This window comes from Mariniblastus fucicola (assembly GCF_008087665.1).
Lineage (GTDB): Bacteria > Planctomycetota > Planctomycetia > Pirellulales > Pirellulaceae > Mariniblastus > Mariniblastus fucicola.
Genome location: NZ_CP042912.1, coordinates 3,090,408 through 3,112,222, shown reverse-complemented (window position 1 = coordinate 3,112,222; position 21,815 = coordinate 3,090,408). Strand labels below are relative to the sequence as shown.

Annotated in this window: 15 protein-coding genes; 11 read left to right on the top strand and 4 right to left on the bottom strand. The window is 53.7% G+C overall.

Going from position 1 to position 21,815, the window contains the following annotated elements:
* Positions 1–236: 236 nt before the first annotated feature.
* Together MFFC18_RS11475 and MFFC18_RS11470 are read right to left on the bottom strand one after the other, a co-directional pair.
* Positions 237–5,240 carry a tetratricopeptide repeat protein gene (locus MFFC18_RS11475; protein ID WP_075086413.1) on the bottom strand — a complete coding sequence of 1,668 codons (5,004 nt, stop codon included), beginning with the start codon at positions 5,238–5,240 and terminating at the stop codon, positions 237–239.
* Between the two features lie 160 nt (positions 5,241–5,400).
* Positions 5,401–6,816: a Gfo/Idh/MocA family protein gene (locus MFFC18_RS11470; protein ID WP_075086414.1), complete on the bottom strand. Its 1,416-nt coding sequence runs from the start codon at positions 6,814–6,816 to the stop codon at positions 5,401–5,403.
* A 227-nt stretch (positions 6,817–7,043) separates the two neighbouring features.
* On the opposite strand from MFFC18_RS11470, the gene MFFC18_RS11465 reads away from it, so the two are divergent.
* The 5 genes from MFFC18_RS11465 (at position 7,044) to MFFC18_RS11445 (ending at position 12,735) form a co-directional block, all read left to right on the top strand.
* Entirely contained in the window at positions 7,044–7,526 is a 483-nt protein-coding gene (locus MFFC18_RS11465) for a hypothetical protein (protein ID WP_075086415.1), read from the top strand.
* Positions 7,527–7,930: 404 nt separating this feature from the next.
* Positions 7,931–9,190, top strand: coding sequence for a beta-ketoacyl-[acyl-carrier-protein] synthase family protein (locus tag MFFC18_RS11460; RefSeq protein WP_075086416.1), 1,260 nt, complete (start codon positions 7,931–7,933; stop codon positions 9,188–9,190).
* A gap of 33 nt (positions 9,191–9,223) precedes the next feature.
* Complete coding sequence (locus MFFC18_RS11455; RefSeq protein ID WP_075086417.1) at positions 9,224–9,478, top strand: acyl carrier protein; 255 nt, start codon at positions 9,224–9,226, stop codon at positions 9,476–9,478.
* A gap of 82 nt (positions 9,479–9,560) precedes the next feature.
* Positions 9,561–10,949, top strand: coding sequence for a phytoene desaturase family protein (locus MFFC18_RS11450; RefSeq protein ID WP_075086418.1), 1,389 nt, complete (start codon positions 9,561–9,563; stop codon positions 10,947–10,949).
* Between the two features lie 91 nt (positions 10,950–11,040).
* The gene (locus MFFC18_RS11445) at positions 11,041–12,735 is read left to right on the top strand and encodes a S1C family serine protease (RefSeq protein WP_075086419.1); all 1,695 of its coding nucleotides are present in this window, start codon (positions 11,041–11,043) and stop codon (positions 12,733–12,735) included.
* A 22-nt stretch (positions 12,736–12,757) separates the two neighbouring features.
* Here the strand turns inward: MFFC18_RS11445 and MFFC18_RS11440 are convergent, their stop codons facing one another.
* Positions 12,758–13,345: a hypothetical protein gene (locus MFFC18_RS11440; RefSeq protein WP_075086420.1), complete on the bottom strand. Its 588-nt coding sequence runs from the start codon at positions 13,343–13,345 to the stop codon at positions 12,758–12,760.
* Between the two features lie 103 nt (positions 13,346–13,448).
* A complete protein-coding gene (locus tag MFFC18_RS11435) occupies positions 13,449–14,594 on the bottom strand; it encodes an ATP-grasp domain-containing protein (RefSeq protein WP_075086421.1) in 1,146 nt (381 codons plus the stop codon).
* Between the two features lie 135 nt (positions 14,595–14,729).
* On the opposite strand from MFFC18_RS11435, the gene fae reads away from it, so the two are divergent.
* From fae to MFFC18_RS11405, 6 genes are all read left to right on the top strand, one after another.
* Entirely contained in the window at positions 14,730–15,227 is a 498-nt protein-coding gene (fae, locus tag MFFC18_RS11430; RefSeq protein ID WP_075086422.1) for a formaldehyde-activating enzyme, read from the top strand.
* 106 nt (positions 15,228–15,333) lie between these two features.
* Positions 15,334–16,227 (top strand): methylene-tetrahydromethanopterin dehydrogenase N-terminal domain-containing protein, encoded by an 894-nt coding sequence (locus MFFC18_RS11425; RefSeq protein WP_075086423.1) that lies wholly within the window; start codon positions 15,334–15,336, stop codon positions 16,225–16,227.
* 21 nt (positions 16,228–16,248) lie between these two features.
* Positions 16,249–17,553 carry an FAD-dependent oxidoreductase gene (locus MFFC18_RS11420; protein ID WP_315852550.1) on the top strand — a complete coding sequence of 435 codons (1,305 nt, stop codon included), beginning with the start codon at positions 16,249–16,251 and terminating at the stop codon, positions 17,551–17,553.
* Between the two features lie 185 nt (positions 17,554–17,738).
* Positions 17,739–18,569 (top strand): methyltransferase domain-containing protein, encoded by an 831-nt coding sequence (locus MFFC18_RS11415; protein WP_075086425.1) that lies wholly within the window; start codon positions 17,739–17,741, stop codon positions 18,567–18,569.
* A gap of 136 nt (positions 18,570–18,705) precedes the next feature.
* Positions 18,706–20,289, top strand: coding sequence for a sulfatase family protein (locus MFFC18_RS11410; RefSeq protein WP_075086426.1), 1,584 nt, complete (start codon positions 18,706–18,708; stop codon positions 20,287–20,289).
* Entirely contained in the window at positions 20,279–21,748 is a 1,470-nt protein-coding gene (locus tag MFFC18_RS11405) for a sulfatase (protein ID WP_075086427.1), read from the top strand. The genes MFFC18_RS11410 and MFFC18_RS11405 overlap by 11 nt, the downstream gene beginning before the upstream one ends.
* Positions 21,749–21,815: the final 67 nt, after the last annotated feature.

Sequence of the window (21,815 nt, the reverse complement as noted above, 5' to 3'; positions counted from 1 at the left end):
TCTTACGGCATAGGTTTCAAGCGGGATGATTTCGAGAAAAGGAGGTGACTAAGTGTGTAGTTTCTGTATTAGCCGAGTGGGTGGTACCGCTTGACGCTATCGGCGGGTAGCCGACGGCCACCCATCGCAGAACTCATCATCCCTTGTGACGATAAGTTCAGCTTAAACAGCCCGTTGTTCGTTCATTCGAGCAACGGGTTTTTTCGTGGACCGATTGAACGCGATCTGCCTCTTGTCTACACCATCTCCGCGTAAGCTTTTCGTTGCAACAGTGCCGCACGGATTGATTTGCCTTCCCGTCGCGCGACGCTCCACAGAATCAAATGATGGTTTCGCATCAGAACCGGCACGTCGCTTTCGAAAGACGCGTCAAGCTCGTCAATCAAGGCTTCCATCTCTTTCTTGATCGCGGAATACGAATTCTCTGTCCGGTTTGCGCCAAGCGCGGCCATCGTCTGGTAGAACACAACTTGATAGAAACCGGGCAAGCGATCCGGGTCAATCGTTGACATCAATTCGAATGCTGAATTCAGGTCTCCATAGACCAAGCGGAAGCAACCCAACATGACTTGCAAGTTGGCTGCGATCGCAACAGGGCACTCTTTGCGTTCCAAAGCAAACTCACAGATTTCAGCAGCTTTGTGATCCTTGCGCGTGCAAAAGAAAGCAGTTGCCAGATTCAGCAGGCTCCACGATTCGGCCCTTGGACGGATCCCCCAATCGAACATCCAACGAATACACTCTTCGTAAAGATTGACGCGAACATACAGCCATCCAAGATTCTGCCAACCGTCAAGCGAGGCTCGGATGAACTCACGTTCGGATGCGACGAAACTGAAGAAACGATCACTCTCTCCGGCGTCCTGGGCTTCCTGCAGAAAACGGCAGGCGGTGACATCCCAAAGCTTTCGCTGGCTCCTGATTTTATCCAGCGTCGTTTCGATCGAAATCCAACGCTCCATTTTCGCAGCATGAAACGCGAAAGCATCGCCGACCGCGGGCATCGCAACCGGCGACTGAACGATTTCGCTCAACAAGTCCATCGCCTCCTTGTTCCAGCCCGCCTTCTGCAGGAAAGGCACGGATTCAGACAGACTCTCGATATTTTCGGTCTCCAGTGCGGCTAACTCCTTAAAGTACCGAAACGCAGCATATTGGTCACCGCAGCGGGATTCAATCTGAATCAACTTCGACAACCTGACTTCTGCCGAAACGTGCGGCGTGACCGTTGCCACGACTTTCCTCGCAGCAGCAAACTCACCATCTTCCATCTGCATCTGCAGCAACTGTCCGGCCGCGTACGTGTAGTCAGGTGCCAGTTGCAACGCTTGTTGCAAATGAGTTTTCGCATCGTCGCGTCGTCCGTTTCGCAAACACGCTTCCGCCAGATAGCCCCATGCGACGTAGTACTGAGGTTCCAAACGCGTCATGTTCTCGGCGGCCCGCGTGTAAAGCTCCGACTCATCCAAATCGGATGCCCAGTCTGCGATGCAATGCCAGGCTTTGAAGTAATCCGGATCCCGATCGACAACGTCCAGAACTTCGTGCAGAGCGGACGTCTGTCGGCCTTCTTCAGCCGAGATGACCGCTCGGCGGACGGAAAGCTCGACCGGATAATTTTCACCAAACGCATCGGTCTGGAGAACGCCCCTTGCCTCGTCAAATCGCCCGCGAACGCAGTACAAGGAAGCTTTCTGGCTGTAGGCTGCCACCAGTAAAGGATCGATCTCGATGGCTTTGTCGAGTGCTTCGATCGCATCCTCCACCTGATGCGGTTGGTCCAGGCAATACGCCAGCTTTAGCCACGAACGCGATTCCTCCGGCCGATCGCGGCAGAGTTCTTTGGCGAGCGTCACGTCAAAGTCCGGCTTTCCCAACTGTTCACACCATGATCGCAGCGACGACCAGGCGAACTCGTAGTCCGGATCAAGCCGAACGGCATGTGCGATTTTTTCCAGAGCCTGCTCTTTGTCCCCGTGACGCCATGTGAGATCCGCAAGGTATCCGAAGTTAATCGCGTTTCGCGGATCGAGCTTAATGGCTTTCGCGATCTCCAGTTTCGCGAGTTCAAGTTCGCCTTTCTTGTCGTAGGCTTCGGAAAGAGTTCGAATAACTTCGCCCCAGCGACAATTGATCGAATTCGCTTTCTTTAGCGACTCAATTTGCTGATCCCATTTGCCACACGCCGAATAAGTTGCCGCAAGCTCTAACCAGACCCGTGGCAGCAAGGGGAACTTTTCAGACACCTTCGTCGCGATCGAAATGGCTTCTTCGTGACGCTGCATGTCGCTAAGCTGGCGGGAAAGTGCCACCCAGGATTGCCACAGATCTTCACGCTTGCCGAGGAATTCCAGCAAAGACTGCAGCAACGCTTCGGGCTCAAGCACCTGTTTCGCGTGCTTCCGATATTGCAGTAAACCGTCTCCCCGGCTGGTTTGCCGATTCAGTTCCGCGAGAATGAATCGAAGTTGTTGCTTTCGCTGTTCTCGCGTGCTGCAGCAGTTTATCAGTTCGTGAATGGCGTACTGATAGTCGATCGTGATGGACAGAGCCTGGCGGTAAGACTCAATCGCGTCGTCAAGTCGATTCTGTTTCTGGTAGACTTCGCCACGAAATCCATGAGTCGCGGGAGAGTTCGGATCGACGGCACAAGCCTGCTTGATGGCTTTCAAGGCATCGTCAAACCGCTTCATGCCAGCGAGGACCGACGCCAATTCCCGCAAGGCCCACGCATCATTTGGGTGTAGTTGCAGAAATCTGTTAAGTTCCAGTTCCCGAACTTCGCTTTTTTCTGACGCCAACCATTCAATCAGCAGCTTGCGCAACGAATAGGAGTTCGGAAACGCTTCGACTTGCTTTCGAATGCGACTGATCGCTGCCTTCCGGCCCTCCCGATCTGCAATCAAACTCAGCGTATGCGAAAGTGCTCTGGTGTTTAGCGGATCGTCCTCGACGACTTCGAGCAAACAGGAAAGTGCCGTTTCCGATTCGCCTTTGCGTGATGCGTGCTGGGCAGCATGATGCAGCCACTGCGTTTTACTGCTGTGAGGCTTCGCTGCGGCAAGCAGTTCTGCCGCCTGATCGGTCCTTCCGTAGCGATTACAGAAATCAGAATAGTACAGCAGAAACTCGCCATCAGCCGAATGATAGTTCGCAGCGTCGTCAAGAATCGCGAACGCTCGTTCTGTCTGATCCATGTCTTCATAAGCCGATGCCAGCGTCATGGCGGGCGATGACGATTTGGAACCGAACCGATCAAGGCGGTCTTCGAGCAGGAACAGTGCCTCGCCCATCCGGTTCATGCTCTGCGCCGTCGAAAAGTACGCTTGCGCCCGGTGCTCGCTCATGCCATCAAGACAAGCCGCGATTCGAAACAACTCGATGGCTTCTTCGTAGCGGCCTTGATCGTTGCAGGTCCGAGCCAGCAAATAGAATCCGTAGCCGTCGCGAAATCGAAAACGAGTCGCCCGCTTCAACAGATAGTCAACTTCATTCTTTTCGCGTGCGTCGTCGACCAGTTCTTCGGCCAATCGCGTCCAAAACAGCGGGTGACAACGGTCGGAGTGTCGGATCTCACGCAACGACTTCAGTCGATCTTCACGCCGCCCGAGCTGATGTAAACAGGAGAGTTTCTGCATTTGAAAATTCGCGTCGTCGGGAAACTGCGACAGCATTCGATCGACGGAACTCAACATCGTCTGTACATCGGAATCGTAACGAGCAACGCTGATTCTGGCTCGCAACGTCAAACGATGGTCAGGAAAATGCTGCTCCATCAGCGACACGATATCGTTGGCTTTATCGCGTTGATGTTTCTCCAGACAGAGCTCGACATTGAACAGAAGGTCGTACTCTTTCGCATCGGGAAAGGTGATTCCGTCGATCTGCTGAGCGTACTCATTGGGGACCAAAGCCATCGCTCGCGGTCCCGTCGACTCATAACGCTTCTGCATTTTGTCGTACAGGAATTCGCTGGCGTGCCGGTTTCCAGGATCGCGGGTGATTAGCGTTTTTCGAAAGCTGTCGTATCCGATGATCGGCTGGAGGTGACCATTGCCCGGTTCGATCGTCGTCAACGTAAAAGGCAATCCGCGATCGATGAGCGCCGTGGCGGCTTCCCAAGTCAGCGTAAATTCGACTGTTTTGAATCCGTTTTTTGCCGCCCAACGTCGTTCGCTGTCGGAAGGCGTTCCGTCGTAGCAAATTTTTTCCACGACTTCGAGATGGTCGGTGCCTTTCTGCCAGTACATGGCGATGGCGGACAGCGTTGCCGGTGCGCACGTTACATGATGCTGCTTCACGTACTTCACCGGAAGCTGGACGCGTCGCCCAGTGAAGGACGGATCTGACAGTCGACCAACGAATTCGCGATAAAAGTCATCGTCGACTTTCTGAGCCCACTCGATGGCCTTGTTACGCTTGCCATTGAGGTAGTTCAGGTCTGAATGAACGCCGGCGAGCCATTGTTCGTACTTCGCGTCCTCGCTCAGCAGTGGAAAGTATTTCTCGATGCCATCGTAGAGCTGCAAAGCGTGTTCGTAGAACTCCAGCTCTCGATAGAACGACGCCAACTGACATCGCACCAATCCACTTTCGATCTGGTTGACAGCCCGATACAGCAAGTCCACCGCGTCCTGATCTCGATTGGATTCGATATATCGATTGGCCAGCGACTGAATTGCCGGACGGTACGTTGGCTTGATCGCGTAAGCCTTCTCAGCCGCACGGGTGGCTTCGTCGTTCAGATCCTGGCACTCAAGAATCGCAGTCTGGCTGACGTACATCCACGCACTTTCAGGCGCCAGTTCAAATGCTTTCGCTTGCCAGTATTCGGCTTTCTGAAAGTCTCTCAGTTGAGCATAGTTCAGCGCCTTGAGCGCCATCCAGTCGGCTCGGTTTTCAGTTTTGGCATGCGGCAAGTCGCCGTGCAGTTTCATTCTCTGCAACGATCCCCACGGGCCGAGCCTTCCCGACATCGTGAGCATCGCGAACGTCACGACCATCGGATCGTTCGGATGCATCCGCAGAGCCAACCGATGCAAGACGTTGCCAAGTCGCCGTGAACCGAGGTTAAATGCGAGGCGACCGGCGAGCACCATTTCGCGAGCGCCGCGCCAGTGTTTCAGCGGGCCAAGCGACCGGGAGAGCGCCCAGGCTTTAAGATATTGGCCTTCATCGTAGAACCGCTGGATCTGATCCAGCAGCTCCTCTCGAGTCGGATTTTGGCTGAGGAAGTTCATTGTCCGCCCTACATTCGCGTTGAATCATCCCGGATCCCAAACTCCCATTGACCGCAATGTTTATCGGCGTTTTCGGGGCGTCAACAAAAAAAACCCACGCTCCCGAACTCCGGAAACGCAGGTTTTCAATTTGCTGACCGTCACAAACGGCAATATGAAATTAACCCTTGGCTTTTTTCTTTGCGTTGCCGTATCCGAGAACCGTGCTGGCACCCGCACCGGGGACTGGAACTTCATACGATCCATCCGGTTTAGGCACGCAAGGAGCCGGCATGTCGAAGGAAGTCAACTCGTCGACGTTGGCCAACGACGGACCTTCCGCCAGGCACTTGTCCCACGAAATTTCCTTTCCGCTGTACGTCGCCAGTCGGCCGAAGATAGCAGTGAATGTACTCTTGGCACCGTATTCGGCTTCGTTGACGTATTGGCCGGCTTCGATCGCGGCGAACAGGTCGTGATGCTCCTGCTGCCATCCGTCGTGCTTTTTCTTCGGATCGTACTCGGCTTCGAAGATCAGTTTGTCGTCTTTATCGTAGATCTTGCCTTCGGAGAGATGAGCCCAACCGTTGCTGCCGTGAACAAACTCGGTAACCGCGCTCCAGCACTTTGGCATGTGACGACAGAAGCTGAACATCTTGTGTCCGTTTCCATACGTGTACTCAACGGCGTGGTGATCAAAGATCTCACCGTTCTTACGGCCAGTTCGCACCAGTCGGCCGCCCTGCCCTTGAGCCTTGACCGGGTAGTCTTCCATCAACCAGTTGATCACGTCGAGGTTGTGAATGTGTTGCTCAACAATGTGGTCACCACAGAGCCAGTTGAAGTAGTACCAGTTTCGCAATTGATATTCGAGTTCGTTGTCGCGAGGGTCCCGCGGACGATTCCAAACACCATTGTTGTTCCAGTAGACTCGGCTGACGAGCAAGTCGCCGATGATGCCGTCCTGAAGCTGCTTGATGGTGTCTTTGTAAATTGGTTCGTGGCGACGTTGCAAGCCGACCTGAACCATCAGCTTTTTCTCACGAGCCTTTTCACCGGCGGCCAGCACGCGGCGAATCCCGGGAGCGTCCACACCAACGGGCTTTTCCATGAAGACATGTTTTCCGGCGTCGATTGCTTTTTCGAAATGCAGAGGACGGAAGCCAGGAGGCGTGGCGAGGATCACCATGTCGACGTCGGAATCGAGCACGCGTTTGTAAGCGTCCAGTCCGATGAACTTCGTGTCGTCGGTGACTTTGACTTTGCCATCATGTTCAGTCGAACAGGCGTCGATGGCGATGTCGGCGTTTTTCTCAAAGACGTCTGCGATCGCGTGGAGTTCGACGTTGTTTCCCGACGCAGTGTTCATCGCCTGAATCGATGCACCTCGTCCGCGTCCGCCGCCGCCGATCAGTCCCAACTTGATCGTGTCACGTCCGGCCGCGTTAGCTGATCGAGCCAGCGAAAGCGAAGGAGCGCCCAGTCCGACTGCAGCAGCTGCTCCGGCAGCCGTTCCGGTCTTCAAAAACCCCCGTCGGGATTCGTCGCATGCACTTTCGACAGTCGGTTTCGATTCAGTTTTTTTCTTGTCAGCCACAGTCAGTATCTCCTGGCACTTGAATAGTCAGTGGTCCAATTCGATCCCCGATCACGGGGAAAGGACGGCAATAATGCCAGCTATATCGTAAACGTCCGCCACGTTTCTGCGAGGTAATGCGATAGCGAAGCCAAGGAATTGTAAATTTTTCTCTGTGTGGCAATTGAAAAACCTGATATCTACGCCGCCAAAGTTGGTCCATTTATCTCTATTTCGACAGGCTCCCAATGTTTTCCCAGCTCGCGAAAACCGGTTTCACAATCATTGCGTTCTGCCTTTTTGCGATTCCAACGTTTGGCGATTCGACGGTTTCGGCGCAAACCTTTGAACCAGAAAACTTTACGGACAAACGTTTCCTGCAATACGAACAGCAGCTGAACGCGATTTTGAAAACGCGGCGCGACGAGGAAAGAAAATTCGTCAATGAGATCGTGATCAAAGTCCGCGAAGGAAAGCTGCCGTCAAAGCTGGTCCAAACCAGTTTCAAATGGGTTCAGCAAAAACGCCCCAATACAAACTTTCCATTTATCTATTTTGAGAAAGTCCTGCGAATCCAGGCGAACAAAGCCGGCATCGCAGAAACGATTCCTCCGTACGATTTTGGAATCTATCGCCAATTCGACAACGGTGTCCGACGCTACCAACGCGGCGGATCAAAGACTGCTCAGGGTCCGGGGCTCAGTTCGGATCGAACCACGTTCTCGAAATAGCCCAGAACTTCAAGTCGACCTCAAGTCGATTTTGAATGCACAGAAAGCTCTGAGTGCACGGCCAACGTGTGCGCTCGAATCTGAATCTGGCACGGCGTACGTGAACCAGTTCTGGCTGGGACACGTACAAACAGCGAAATCGACGACTGACTTGTGTGCAGGATCAAACGGAACGTGAAACCGTTGGCGATATCACCGCAGGCGTTGAGCAGCCCAATCGACTCACGGTCTCACTTCCCGGCTTTTGCTGGCAGCACCCGCAGTTTTCCACCATTAGTCGACTTTGTTTTGCGGCTTTGACGCCAGAAATCACCTCTTAGCCTGAGGCAAGTTGTCGCCAATTGTCATATCAGGTCGTTGGCGTTACCTTTTTGCGAAAAGCACCACCCTGCGCAGACCTTTCCATGATCCCCTATCCCAACCCATCCGACTTGCCCGATTCGCAGCGCGTCGTCATGACCGGCATCGGGCTGACGGCGCCCAATGGCAACAGCCTGGCGGAAATGCGTGACTCAGTCCTGAACGCCCGCAGCGGAATTAGCGATTACGAAATTCGCTACTTTGGCAAAACGGTCGCCGGGCAGTGTGACTTTGACGTCAAAAGGCACCAGTCACGAAAAGACGCTCGTCGCGGAACGCGAGCCGGAAGCGTCGGTGTCTACTGCAGCCATGAAGCGGTCGCCGACGCAGGCTTGGACATGGAGAACATCGACCGCAGTCGCATTGGCGTGTACGTCGGCGTGACCGAACATGGCAACGTGGAAACTGAGAGCGAAATTTACGAAATCAGCCAGTACGATTACGACTGTCAGTACTGGACGCACCACCACAACCCTCGAACGGTTGCCAACAATCCGGCCGGCGAAGTGGCGTTGCACATGAACATCACCGGCCCGCACTACACGATCGGCGCCGCCTGCGCCGCGGGCAACGCGGGACTGATTCAAGCCGTGCAAATGCTGCGGCTGCATGAGTGCGACCTGGCGATCGCTGGCGGTGTGTCGGAAAGCATTCACACGTTTGGAATCTTCGCCGGATTCAACAGCCAGAACGCTTTGGCGACGCACGAGGATCCGACAAAAGCCTCGCGGCCGTTCGACAAAGAGCGTAACGGGATCGTGGTCTCAGAAGGAGGCTGTCTCTATACGCTCGAACGCCTGGAGGACGCCAGGAAACGCGACGCCAAAATTTACGCAGAGATCGTTGGCTACGGGATGAATACCGATGCCACGGACTTCGTGCTGCCCAACGCCGAACGTCAGGCTCAGTGCATGCAAATGGCGCTCGATCGGGCTCATCTTAACGCTGATCAAATCAACATCGTCAGCACGCACGCGACGGGCACCGGAATGGGCGACATTCTTGAAGCGAAAGCTGTCCAGAGTGTCTTTGGTGGCTCAAAAAATACGCACGTAAATAACACGAAAAGCTTTATTGGGCATACGATGGGAGCCGCTGGTTCGTTAGAATTAGCCGGCAACTTGCCTTCTTTTGAGGATGGCGTCGTTCATCCCACCATCAATGTGGACCAGCTTGATCCCGATATCGAGCTGACCAATCTGGTGCTGAACGAGCCTCGCGAAATTGGCAAAGTTGACTATATTTTGAACAGCTCGTTTGGCATGCTGGGGATCAATTCGTCCCTGATCGTCAAACGTTTTTAGAACAACACTCGCAGAGAAATTCGGAGTCAGAAAATGGCACCCGCAGAAATCCGACAGGCAATCATCGACATCCTCGCTGACATCGCCCCGGATGAAGATTTGACCGATTTGAAAGATGAAGTTTCGTTTCGTGATCAGATGGAACTCGATTCGATGGACTTCCTCGATATCGTGATGGAGCTTCGCAAGCGTTACAAAGTTCAGGTTCCTGAAGAGGATTACACGAACCTCGATTCAATGCACTCGACGGTTACCTACCTGACCCCGAAAATGGTTGCCTGTGCCTAGACCAGGGATGGAGTGATGGCTTTCAGTCGTCACAGTGACACGATGCGGCAGCTGGAAGCCGCCACTACGATTTGAGCCTGCCATGTACGACACCATTATTATCGGCGCCGGCATGTCGGGCTTGGCTGCTGGCATTCGACTGGCCCATTACGACCAGAAAGTCTGCATTCTTGAGCGCCACTACACGATTGGTGGCCTGAATTCTTTCTATCGCACCAACGGACGGAACTACGACGTTGGTCTGCACGCGGTGACGAATTTCACAGAAAAGGGCACCAAAAAAGGCCCGTTGGCGCGGATCCTGCGCCAGCTGCGATTCAAATGGGAAGACTTTGCGCTCGCTCCGCAACGTGGATCGCGAATCGCATTTCCTGGCGTCGACATTCGCTTCGACAACGACCTTGAACTGCTTCGTAGCGAGATCAAAAAAGCGTTCCCTTCCCAAGTCGACAACTTTGAATCGTTGCTGGGCAAGATTTCTGACTACGACGATCTCGATCAGGCCAGCTTTGAAATTTCAGGCCGACAAGTCGTTTCGGAAACGATTACGGAACCGATGTTGGTCGAGATGATTTTCTGTCCGCTGATGTGGTACGGCAACGCCAAGGAACACGACATGGCGTGGGGTCAGTTTTGCATCATGTTCCGTAGCATTTTCATGGAAGGTTTCGCCAGACCCTACAAAGGCGTGAGACTGATTCTGAAAAATCTGGTGAAACGGTTTCGTGGACTCGGCGGCGAACTGAAACTTCGCAGCGGCGTCAGCCGGATCCTTGTCGACAACGGACACGCGACTGGTGTCGAGCTCGACAGCGGAGAAATTCTCGAGGGCAAACGCATTCTTTCCTCAGCCGGTTCACTCGAAACGATGCGAATCTGCTCCGACACCAGCGAGCCTGATCCGCGTTCGGCAGGACAGCTGACTTTCATTGAGTCGATTTCGGTGCTCGATCGCCAGCCAGAATCACTTGGTAATGAAGACACAATCGTGTTCTACAACGACAGCGAAACATTCCATTGGCATCCACCCAAAGACGACCTCTGCGACATCCGCACCGGTGTGGTTTGCTCGCCGAACAATTATGTTTACTCGGACGAAGACGGGCAACTGGACGATGGAGTGATTCGCATTACGACAATCGCCGACTTTGATCGCTGGAGTGCGCTTTCGGATGAAGAGTACCAACGAGCCAAGCTTCGCTGGTACGACGAAAGCGTTGCGTCAAGCGTGCGGTTCACTCCTGATTTCCGTCCTTATGTGATCGACACGGATGTGTTTACGCCCAAGACCATTCAGCGATTTACGTGGCACGACAACGGCGCTGTCTACGGCGCGCCGGACAAACAACTGGACGGAACCACGCATCTCGACAATCTGTTTTTGTGCGGCACCGACCAGGGTTATGTAGGAATCATCGGTGCGATGATGAGCGGCATTTCGATGGCGAACGTACACTGTCTTCGCGGCTGATTGCTCATTGCTGACAGGATCTGAACCTCAGCGTTGTCCGTGTCGACCGGATCAGCGTGCGAGGCGGCGAAACTTTTGATCTAATGAACGCATGCTCCGCTCCACGACAACTTTCTTAATCGCGATTGCGATCTTTGCCAGTTCAGTTTCTGCGCAAGAAACGCCACCAACGGTCCCTGAATCTGTTCAGCAAATGGAACAGGCTCGCATCGACGCGATTGCGAAAGGTTCCCGCTGCGCGGTGGGAGTCTTTGGTCCGCAAAGCCAAGGCGGCGGAAGCGGCGTAGTCATTTCTCCCGACGGATATGCACTAAGTAACTATCATGTCGTGGAAGGCAACGGACCTTTCATGAAATGCAGCATGAATGATGGCGTGCTCTACGACGCGGTGATCGTTGGCATCGATCCCGTTGGAGACGTTGCTCTCATCAAACTGCTTGGCCGGGATGACTTTCCTTACGCAACGATGTCCGACAGCGATGTTGTCGAACAAGGCGACGATTGCTTTGCGGTCGGCAATCCTTTTCTATTGGCCACCAATTTCCAGCCCACCGTGACATGGGGAATCGTCTCGGGGAATCACCGTTATCAGTATCCGTCAGGAACGCTTCTGGAGTACGCCGATTGCATTCAGACCGATGCGGCGATCAATCCGGGGAACTCGGGAGGTCCGCTTTTCAACGGCGACGGTAATTTGATCGGCATCAACGGTCGCGGAAGTTTCGAAAAACGCGGCCGTGTGAACGTCGGAGTCGGATACGCGATTTCCATCAATCAAATCAAACTGTTTTTGGACTACTTAAAAAGCGGCCGGATCGTTGATCATGCGACAATCGGAGCAACAGTGGCGACGGACGACCAGGGAGAAGTTCGAGTTTCGAACATTCTTGAATCTTCAGACGCCTGGCGACGCGGGTTGCGTTACGACGACAAAGTCACCTCATTCGCGGGCCGCTCCATTCGCACGGTCAACCAGTTCAAGAACGTGCTGGGAGTGTTCCCGAAAGGATACCGGGTTCCGCTTTCGTTTGAGCGTGACGGCGAGTCAATGCAAACAATGGTGCGACTGACGGGAGTCCATTCCACTGAAAAACTGATTGAAATGATCGAAGGCCCCGCGGTTGAAGCGGCCGATCCAACCCAGGAAAAACCCGCAACGTCATCCCATCCGCATGCGGATTGGTACGAAGCCCGCCGCGGATTCACCAACTATCGCTTCAACAAACTTCATCGCGAACAGGTTTGGCAACAGAGCGTTGCGGCGATGGGTGATTTTTCAAAGGTGACCAATCGATGGCGTCTCAAAGGTGTCGACTCGCGGAAGAAAGCCGTGCAGATGGTGCTTTCGGATGATAAATCCGGAATCGAGATCGGGCGAAAAACCTGGGTTCTGGATCCGGAAACCGAACTCTCTGATCAGGTTTTGCCTGAGAATACCGGAGGGCTGTTGATCGCACTTCACCTGTGGCGAAACTTTCTGATCCTTGGGCCTGAAAAGTTCGGCGACGTTTCCTATTTCGGATCGGCACCGCTTGAACCGGGTGACCCGAAGTATCAAATCGTTGTCGCGACACGAGGCACCGTCGAGTCGAATTTCTTCTTCGATTCGGATTCCGGGGTCCTTGCCGCGATCGAGGTTTTTCCGGAACTTGACAGCGACCCTTGCCTGTTGAGACTCACTGACTATCGCCAGGATCAAGAGATTTCTGTGCCGACGACTTTTGAGTACTCGTCCGGGCTCAACAGCGGATCCATTGAAATTGAGACGCTGGAATTTCTCAAGTAAAACCGGCGTTGTGAATGCAGGACTACTTGCCGCCCTTTTCGCCGCCGACCTCTTCGAGCGACCAGTCACCTTCGGACGTCTTCTTTTTCTTGGGATCCACATCTTCGATCGACCAGTCGTTACCCTCTTTCAGTTCAACTTCCTTGCCGCCCGACTCTTTCAGTTTTAAGCCGGTGCCGGAGTCCTTTTTGTTCGGAACTTCTTCGATCGACCATCCGTCTTTGCCCTCGGTCTTCTTTGGAGCTGTCGCGGCTGATTTGTCGCCGCCAACTTCTTCAATACTCCAGTCGCTGTTCCGGTTGCCGCTCCCGGAAGGCATCTTTCTGCCGGGTGTCGCGTCAGGACCGTCTTTCTGTTCAGAACCCAGAACTTCGGCGCGCTGGCGACGATATTTGTCTTCCTCTTGAAGCACCCGATCGGTCCGTGGGCTAACTCGTTTCTCAACGTGGCGATCGCCCTGATCGACGCCTTCACCGGACGTCGGTGCGGAACCGGATCCGCCGCCTCGCATAACGAAAAAGAACACGAATCCGATAAACAGCAGCACCATGATGCCGCTCATTCCACCTTTTTTGCGTGGCTGAGGCTGTTGGGGGTAGTCGAAGCTCATAACAATTTCCAGGTGGATTCAAAAAGCAGTTGGTTCCGCGGCCATTATGATGACGTTCCTTGCTGGAAATGACAATCGATGAAAACGACCAGCAATCACGGAATCACCGGTTTTCAACGCCTAAACTGCGTAAAACCTCGCCTTCGAGCCTCGACAATTTCGACTTCAGATCGTTCACGTCGCTCCCTGTCGCCAACACAGTGCACACGGGAGCATCCGGCGGGATCAGCTCGTTGACTGACGGAACGTCGGCAATCCAAACCTGCCCTAAGGCCTTCTCGAAACTCAACGCCCCCATTCGGAATTCGCCGAGACAACCGAGTCGAAACTCGAGCGGTCGGTTTGAGCGATTGAAGACGACCATCTTTCCTCGCGTCAATTCCGTCGGCTGTCGTTCAAAGGCACATTCGATCCCGAACGCCTTCAAATGGCGAACCATCACATGGTCTCCAACAACTTCCGCCGAAGCCGGTATTCGTGGATTGATATCGACCGGCCAGATCCCTTCGGCGTTCCGAATAAAGTCTATACCGAAGACACCCTTGAGCCCCGTTCGTTCAACCAGTTCGCTTGCGAATCGTTGAGCCGTTTCTGCGTTTGCTTTTTCAAGGCGCAGACCTGAAATCGACCCGACCCATTTCATCGATTCAGTCAACTGCAGCGTGCCGCCAAGACAGCTAACGACGCCCCGATCGGCGACAAATATCAGCGACACGGATTCGCCCGGGATGTGCTGCTGAAGAACTTGCCCGGTCAAATCGACTTCAGTCAACAGCTCGGGGCCAGCGATCAGCCTCGCGGTCGCTGAGTGAGCCGGATCTTTCAGGACTGCCGGCCACGAAACTTTTTCGACGCTGGTTTGAAAGTGAAAGCGATGAATTCCAGACCGCGCCAGAGCAGCGTTGAGCAATTCCACATCCAGCAAACGCTCGACTGAAACCGCTGTCGCGAACAGAGGCCTCGACCACTGAACGAGAAGTTTCGCCAGGGACGCACTGCCCTCCAACCCTCCGGTAAACAGAACAAATTCGTGGGCTCGAACGAGCCGACCGCATTCCTTCAGGTCAGACAGCCGCTGCAACCGCGTCACCCGTCCGTTACAGATCATTTGCGTGTCAGCATCTCCGTAGAGGTCAGCTACGGAGGGCTCCAGTCCCAACCGCGCGAGCATGCTGGCCGCCATCCTGCCACTGGCTCCGACAACCAGGACTCGGGTCGGGGAACCTGCATTGGCACCATGGTCAACCATCGTGGATATCTACAATTTTGAGCGGTCGGGGCTGGTTGTCATGCGTCATGTGGTTTGATAGCCTTTCGGGGTAACACTTAATGACCTGATGTGGTCCAGAAAGTCCGCATCGCAACGTATAACAGGAGTCCGTTTATGTCCATGTTTATTGGTGAAGCCCTCGATGGCGATGGTAACGAAATCGCTCATATCGATTTGATGATCGGCAGCAAGTCGGGTCCTGTCGGAACGGCTTTCGCCAACGCATTGTCGACTCAGTCAGAAGGCCACACAAACCTTCTTGCCGTATTGACTCCTAACGTTGCAGTCAAGCCAGCGACTGTCATGATCACGAAAGTCACGATCAAAGGCATGAAGCAAGCCGTCCAGATGTTCGGCCCTGCTCAGGCAGCCGTTGCCAAGGCTGTTGCTGACAGCGTTGCTGATGGTGTCATTCCCAAGGACCAGGCAGAAGATCTGGTTTGCGTTTGCGGCGTGTTCATTCACCCGGAAGCTGATGATGACAAAAAGATCTACGACTACAACTACAGCGCGACAAAGATGGCGATTGCAAACGCCATGAACGGATCGCCGACTGCGGACGAAATGATTTCGCAAAAAGAAGAAGCGGCTCACCCGTTCCGCGGATTCTAGTTTCGGACCATTCCGAATCCTATCAAGCTCGCAACTGATTGAGCCATCGTTTTCTGGTGGCTCTTTCGCTGCGAGTCTTTTTTTTCGCAACTGTAAAAGCGTAGCCATGACAGCCAACTCTAAAAAGCGAATTCTTGTTCAGATCGACCCCGACGCTCACCCGAGTGTGTTTGATTCGGTCGTCGCGATCGACTCGGGCGTTGAGCAACTGTTGACGCACGGCGCTGTCTCGGAAGACGACGTTACCGGACTGGTTCATGGCTGCATTTTCACCCGCTCGATTGACGACCTGAGATCGACGGCTCTGTTTTTCGGTGGTTCGAACGTGGATCGCACCGAAGCGTTGGTCGAGAAAGCGAAATCGGCTTTCTTCGGCCCAATGCGAGTGTCGCTGATGTCTGACCCCAATGGATGCAATACGACTGCGGCGGCGGCGGTGCTTTCCGCTGGCAAACACGTTTCCTGGGACGGGCTGACGGTCACGATTTTGGCCGCGACCGGACCGGTTGGGATTCGCATCGCTCAAATTTTGGCCAAGGAAGCCGATGCCTCGAACGAAACGGTCACAATTAGAATTTGCTCTCGCAAGTTGCAGCGTGCTGAAGAAGTTTGCCGTCGGATTGCCGTAGCAGGCGCCGATGGCGTGACCCTTGAACCGTTGGAAACGGCTGAGGCCAAGGACGCGTTGCCGGCAGTTGATGGCTCCGATGTTGTATTCGCTGCGGGCGCTGCAGGAATCGAACTGTTGCCCGAAGGCTGGTTGGAAAAGGCCCCAAAAGTCGTCGTCGACGTGAATGCGGTTCCGCCGGCGGGCATTCATGGCGTCGAAGTGATGGACAAAGCGGAAACTCGAGGCGAAACGATCTGTTACGGCGCGATCGGTGTTGGCGGGTTAAAGATGAAGATTCACCGCAAGTGTATTGAGAGCCTGTTTGAATCCAACGACAGCGTTCTTGAAGTCCACCAGATTCACGCGATCGGAAAAACGATTGTCGGTTGAGTCCCATTTTTCACCGCCAACATTTTCACGGCAACACTGATCAGCACTCTTCCAAAAACACGAATCGCAATCGTTGGCAGCGGCATGGCTGGCCTGTCAACCGCTTGGTTGCTTTCCAGGCAAGGATGCCACGTAACGATTTTTGAAAAAGGGTCGGCACCAGGGCTGTCGGCTCATTCCCGGGACTTCTCAGCGTTCATTGACTCGGCCGATGGACCAATGCCAGGCGACGTTCCTTCGCGCATGTTCAACGCCTCGCTGTGGCCCGCGGTCACGCAACTTTATCGCGACGCTGGTGTGGAATTTGAACCTGTGGACAGCCACCAGACATTTTCCCACAACAGCGAAGTTTTGCTGAAAGTCAAGCTGCCGTATTCCTCTGTCGCGATGACCAGCGTGTTCAATGCGAATGCACGCAGATTGCTTGGATCACTCAAGCAATTTCGCGCAGCAGCCACGGATTGTTTACAGGGACCGTCAAGCGACGCGACGACGTTCGGTGATTTTGTTAGCAGCTTGCCAAGCTCGGAAGACAACACTGCATTTTTGGAAGGCTTCCTGTTTCCGGTGCTGACTTCCACTGTGTTCACTTGCCCGACGAAAGACCTGCTGAACTATCCGTGCTTTGTCGTCCTTTCCGCGCTGCGGAGTATCACAGATGGAAACCACCCGCTGATGCGAACCGTGGCGGGATCTGCACATGCTGCCAACGCGTTGCTTGATGGCGTTGGAGAAGTACGTTTCAATTCAGTCGTGGACAAAGTTCACAGCGACCCTGCATCGGCATTCGTAAGAGTCGGCGGAGAAGACCTCAAGTTTGAACATGTGATCCTCGCGACACAGGCCAATCACGCCAGCCGATTGGTGGCGGAGGATTTCCCGGACGAAGCTTCATTGTTGGATCAGTTTCGATACACCGAAGTTCCCGTCACTGTTCACACCGACAGTAGCGTTCTACCTGAAAGACGGAACGACTGGGGCACTTTCAACTTTCAACGACATTCGCACCAAACAGCGACCTGTACCGTTTGGATGAACCGATTTCACAGGCAGTGGACGACCGATATCGACGTCTTTCATTCGATCTTCCCGGGCGAGATCGCTGCTGAAAAAGTACTCTACTCATCGGTGCTCCAGCGTCCGCTGGTCGATTCGAAAAGTGAACAGCTTCATGCCGCACTTGATGATTTACACTCGCGAAGACGCAACGTTTGGTTCGTCGGATCGTATGCATCGCCGGGCGTTCCACTTTTGGAGTCCGCAGTTCGATCCAGCCACGCTCTCGTCGAAAAACTGAACGCGATTCGTTCTGCCGAAACCGTTTGACGGCCGCTCTGCGGAGCATTGTTGTACCGCTCGCGCAGGCTCGCCCTTGTACCGTCACACATAGCTAGCACTCCTGCGTTGACTGGCGTTTTTCCGATGATGTGGTTTTGCTACCCTCGCGACGGAATCCATGTTCTGAAACGGTCAGTTCAGGAACAAATGCCCGACGAAATAAAGAGGAAACGATGAGCATCGCACCTTCTCCAGCCCCGAAGAAACTCGACCGTGAAACCTTGGTCAAGCGAATCAAAACGCTTGGTCCGTGGCACATGAACATTCAGCTTACCGACGATCTGAACACCGGTCAGGTTTTCGTAGAAGACGGCGTTAAGCGTGGTCGCGAAGAAGGCGGACAAGGCGGAGACGTTAGCCTGCTTCAGCTTCGCGATCTGTTCCTCAAGCAGATCGACTCGATCTACACCGATGGTCTTCAGGGCAAAACGTTCCTGGATTGCGCCTGCAACGCGGGCGGATACTGCTTTTGGACTCGGGAGCGAGAAATCAAAGCCGCGTTCGGTTTCGATGTTCGTGAGCACTGGATCAAACAGGCTCGCTTTGTCAAAGCTCAACGCAAGATTGCGCCAACTGATCGAATTCAGTTTTGTGTCAACGATCTCTACGACATTCCGTCACAAAACTTGACGCCGTCGGACATCACCATGTTCAAAGGCATCTTCTATCACCTGCCAGATCCAATCACTGGATTGAAGATCGCGGCTGACCTGACCAACGAAGTCATGTTTTTCAACACCTCGACGACTTGGGGCGAACCAGACGGCAGCATGAAAGCTGGCTGGGAAAGCACAGAAAACGTGATGTCGGGAGTCCACGGTTTGAAATGGTATCCAACAGGCCCGAAAGTCTGTGCTGACATCCTAAAATGGGCCGGCTTCGTCGAGATGAAGCTGATCTTCTATCGTCAACAGTTTGACACACCACATATCGGCCGCACTGAAATTGTCGCATCGAAAGTTCCAGGCCTACTGGATAACCTCCACGGTGAATGGATCAAGTAGTTGGTCTGGCCGAAGAAGTTAAGCCCGGTTATCGCACCGGGCTTTTTTTATGCGCTGATCAAACGGCAGATTGGCGGCGACTCCGTTCCGATTTAAGATAGAGGCTTGACCACAACCTCTTTCTCAGGAAATCAGAATGAGCCGTGCCCTTCTTTGTTCCCTATGCTGTGCTGTCGCAGGAACACTTCTCTGCTTCACCGCCTCTCAGGCTCATGCGAACGATGTCGTTCCTGTTCCAGACAATGTGGAACCTGTGAAAATAAAAGGAGCCAAGCCGCGGAACGTCGTGTTCATCTTGTCCGATGACCATCGTTACGATGCAATGAGCTTCATGGGTCATCAGTTTGCGGAAACGCCGCACATGGATGCGATGGCTCGCAACGGCGTTCACATGAAGAACGCTTTCGTGACAACGTCACTGTGCTCGCCAAGCCGTGCGTCGATCCTGACAGGACTGTACACTTTTCGGCATCGCGTGATCGACAACCAGCGACTGGTGCCCGAGGGAACTCAATTCTTTCCGCAGTATTTGCAAAAGGCTGGATACAAAACGGGCTATGTTGGCAAGTGGCACATGGGTGGTCACCACGATGACCCGCGGCCAGGTTTTGACTATTGGGTCAGTTTCAAGGGACAGGGGTTTTACCTGCCGCCCGGACCGAACTACACGCTGAACGTCAATGGCGAACGTGTGAAACAGGACGGCTACATCACAACGCTGCTGACGAAGTACGCGATGGATTTTCTGGAGCAGCAGAAGGACAGCGACGAACCGTTCTTTTTGTATCTTTCACACAAGGCTGTGCACGCGAATTTCACTCCGGAAGAAAAGTACAACGACAGGTTTGCGAACAAGCCATTCGATCGTCCGGCCAGCGAGAAAGAACTGACAGAGAACAATTTGAACCGCCCGCGATGGTTGCTGGATCAACGAAACTCCTGGCACGGAGTCGACTTTCCGTATCACAGTGCTTTGAATATTGAAAAATATTACAAACGCTACTGCGAATCGCTGTGCTCGGTTGACGATAGTGTCGGCGCTGTGATGGATCAGTTGAAGAAGATGGGAATCCATGACGAAACTCTCGTCATCTACATGGGCGACAACGGGTTCATGTTTGGCGAACACGGTCTGATTGACAAACGAGTCGCCTATGAAACTTCGATCCGCGTCCCGATGCTGGTTCAGTGCCCGGAACTTTTCGAAGGCGGATCGACCGTTGAGAAAATGGTTGCCAACATCGACATCGCTCCAACAGTCATGGAAGCGATGGGTCTTGAAAAGCCGCCGCACATGGACGGCGACAGCTTTGTTTCGCTGACTCAGGGCAAGGACGTTCCATGGCGTGACTATTTCCTGTACGCGTACTACTGGGAGAAGAACTTCCCACAGTCGCCGACCGTTTTCTCGTTGCGAAGCGACAAATACAAGTACACGACCTACTACGGGCTGTGGGACACGGATGAGTTCTTTGACATCCAGGCCGATCCGATGGAGCAGAATAACCTGATTCGGTCTCGGGAACACCAAGCCAGAAAAAAAGAGATGGAAGACCGGCTGTATTCGATGATGGAGGAGCTTGGCGGAATGGATATTCCTCTGAATGCTCCGCGAGGCAGCTCGCAGAACAAACGCCTGAAGACTCGCAAAGGCGACAAGGCCGCAGACTTTCCTTCCGACATGGTCCTCGAAAAACCGGTAAACAAAAATGCAAATTAGGCTCTCTGTTCTGTCGCTGTTTTGGTTGGTGACTGCGGTCGCCACCGCGGCAACATGCTTGGCACAGGATACGACGCCGGCCAAGCGAAACGTGCTGTTGATCATGACAGACGATTGCAATTGCGATCTTGGCTGTTACGGCGACGAATTGGTTCAGACGCCGAATATTGATCGGCTTGCGGAACGGGGGACGCGTTTCGACAGAGCCTATTGTCAGTATCCCGTTTGCAATCCCAGCCGGTCGTCGATGATGACTGGTTTGTATCCGGATCAAACTGGCGTGATCACCAATGGAATTTTCTTTCGCGACAAATTGCCAAACGTCGTAACGATGCCGCAGATGTTTCGCAACCAGGGATACTGGGCGGGCCGAGTCGGCAAGATCTATCACTACAACGTCCCGATGCAAATTGGTGAAGACGGAATGGATGACGCGGCGTCGTGGGACACGGTCGTTAATCCTCGCGGCATCGATCGAGAAGTCCATGACCAGATCAATACGCTGCAAAAGGGACAGTTCGGCGGAACACTCAGTTGGCTCAATTTAAAAAGCAAACCTGAAGAGCACACCGATGGAATTGCTGCGACGGAAGCGATCAAGCTTTTGGATTCCCATCATCCATCGAAAACAGGCAAGCCGTTTTTCCTGGCGGTTGGGTTTTACCGACCCCACACTCCCTTCGTCGCTTCGCCTGAATTCTTCGAGCATTATCCGCTCGACAAAATTGAACCGACGATGCAACTCGACGGAGACCGAGACGACATTCCGTTGGCCGCGCTAATGGATCGCCCCAAGCAACTTGGACTTGGCGTCGAAAAACGAAAGAAGATCATTCAAGCCTATTACGCATCGATTTCGATGATGGACGATCAGTTAGGCCGAATCCTCGATGCGGTCGAACGACTTGGCTTGAAGGACAACACGACCGTCGTGTTCGTTTCGGATCACGGCTATCACCTTGGCGCTCACGGATTGTGGCAGAAGAGCGACCTGTTTGAGGGCGGCTGTCGCGTTCCGATGGTGATCTCGGATCCAGATCTGCCGAAGGGCAACTCGACAGCGTCACTGGTTGGACTGATCGACCTCTATCCGACTCTTGGCGAACTGGCCAACGTTTCGGTCCCCAAACATGTTCTCGGCAAAAGCCTTGTCCCCATCCTGAAGGATCCAGTTGCGGAGGTTAACGAGTTTGTGATTTCGATGACGGTGAGTCGAGCACGTTGGACGCACAAGGAATTTACGAAAAAGCGAGTCAAAGGTTATTCGATTCGAACGCATCAACATCGGTTCACGCAATGGGCAAACGGTGACTTGGGACAGGAGTTGTACGACTACGCGTCAGATCCGAACGAGTATTCGAACTTGGCGAAACAGCCAGCTGAGAGCTCTGTCCAACAGGGCTTGGAGATCAAGCTCGACGGTTGGCGACGAGCGAACGGGGCTGTCGAGCTGCCGTAGCACACACGGAACAGCGTGAAATTTGCGAGCTTCGACTTTCGATTCCATATGCAAGGAACGTCCTTAG

Coding starts and splice junctions, on each gene's coding strand:
- MFFC18_RS11475 (WP_075086413.1), bottom strand. CDS start 5,240: ATGAACTTCCTCAGCCAAAATCCGACTCGAGAGGAGCTGCTGGATCAG.
- MFFC18_RS11415 (WP_075086425.1), top strand. CDS start 17,739: ATGAGCATCGCACCTTCTCCAGCCCCGAAGAAACTCGACCGTGAAACC.
- MFFC18_RS11435 (WP_075086421.1), bottom strand. CDS start 14,594: ATGGTTGACCATGGTGCCAATGCAGGTTCCCCGACCCGAGTCCTGGTT.
- MFFC18_RS11410 (WP_075086426.1), top strand. CDS start 18,706: ATGAGCCGTGCCCTTCTTTGTTCCCTATGCTGTGCTGTCGCAGGAACA.
- MFFC18_RS11440 (WP_075086420.1), bottom strand. CDS start 13,345: ATGAGCTTCGACTACCCCCAACAGCCTCAGCCACGCAAAAAAGGTGGA.
- MFFC18_RS11405 (WP_075086427.1), top strand. CDS start 20,279: ATGCAAATTAGGCTCTCTGTTCTGTCGCTGTTTTGGTTGGTGACTGCG.
- fae (WP_075086422.1), top strand. CDS start 14,730: ATGTCCATGTTTATTGGTGAAGCCCTCGATGGCGATGGTAACGAAATC.
- MFFC18_RS11465 (WP_075086415.1), top strand. CDS start 7,044: ATGTTTTCCCAGCTCGCGAAAACCGGTTTCACAATCATTGCGTTCTGC.
- MFFC18_RS11455 (WP_075086417.1), top strand. CDS start 9,224: ATGGCACCCGCAGAAATCCGACAGGCAATCATCGACATCCTCGCTGAC.
- MFFC18_RS11460 (WP_075086416.1), top strand. CDS start 7,931: ATGATCCCCTATCCCAACCCATCCGACTTGCCCGATTCGCAGCGCGTC.
- MFFC18_RS11450 (WP_075086418.1), top strand. CDS start 9,561: ATGTACGACACCATTATTATCGGCGCCGGCATGTCGGGCTTGGCTGCT.
- MFFC18_RS11445 (WP_075086419.1), top strand. CDS start 11,041: ATGCTCCGCTCCACGACAACTTTCTTAATCGCGATTGCGATCTTTGCC.
- MFFC18_RS11425 (WP_075086423.1), top strand. CDS start 15,334: ATGACAGCCAACTCTAAAAAGCGAATTCTTGTTCAGATCGACCCCGAC.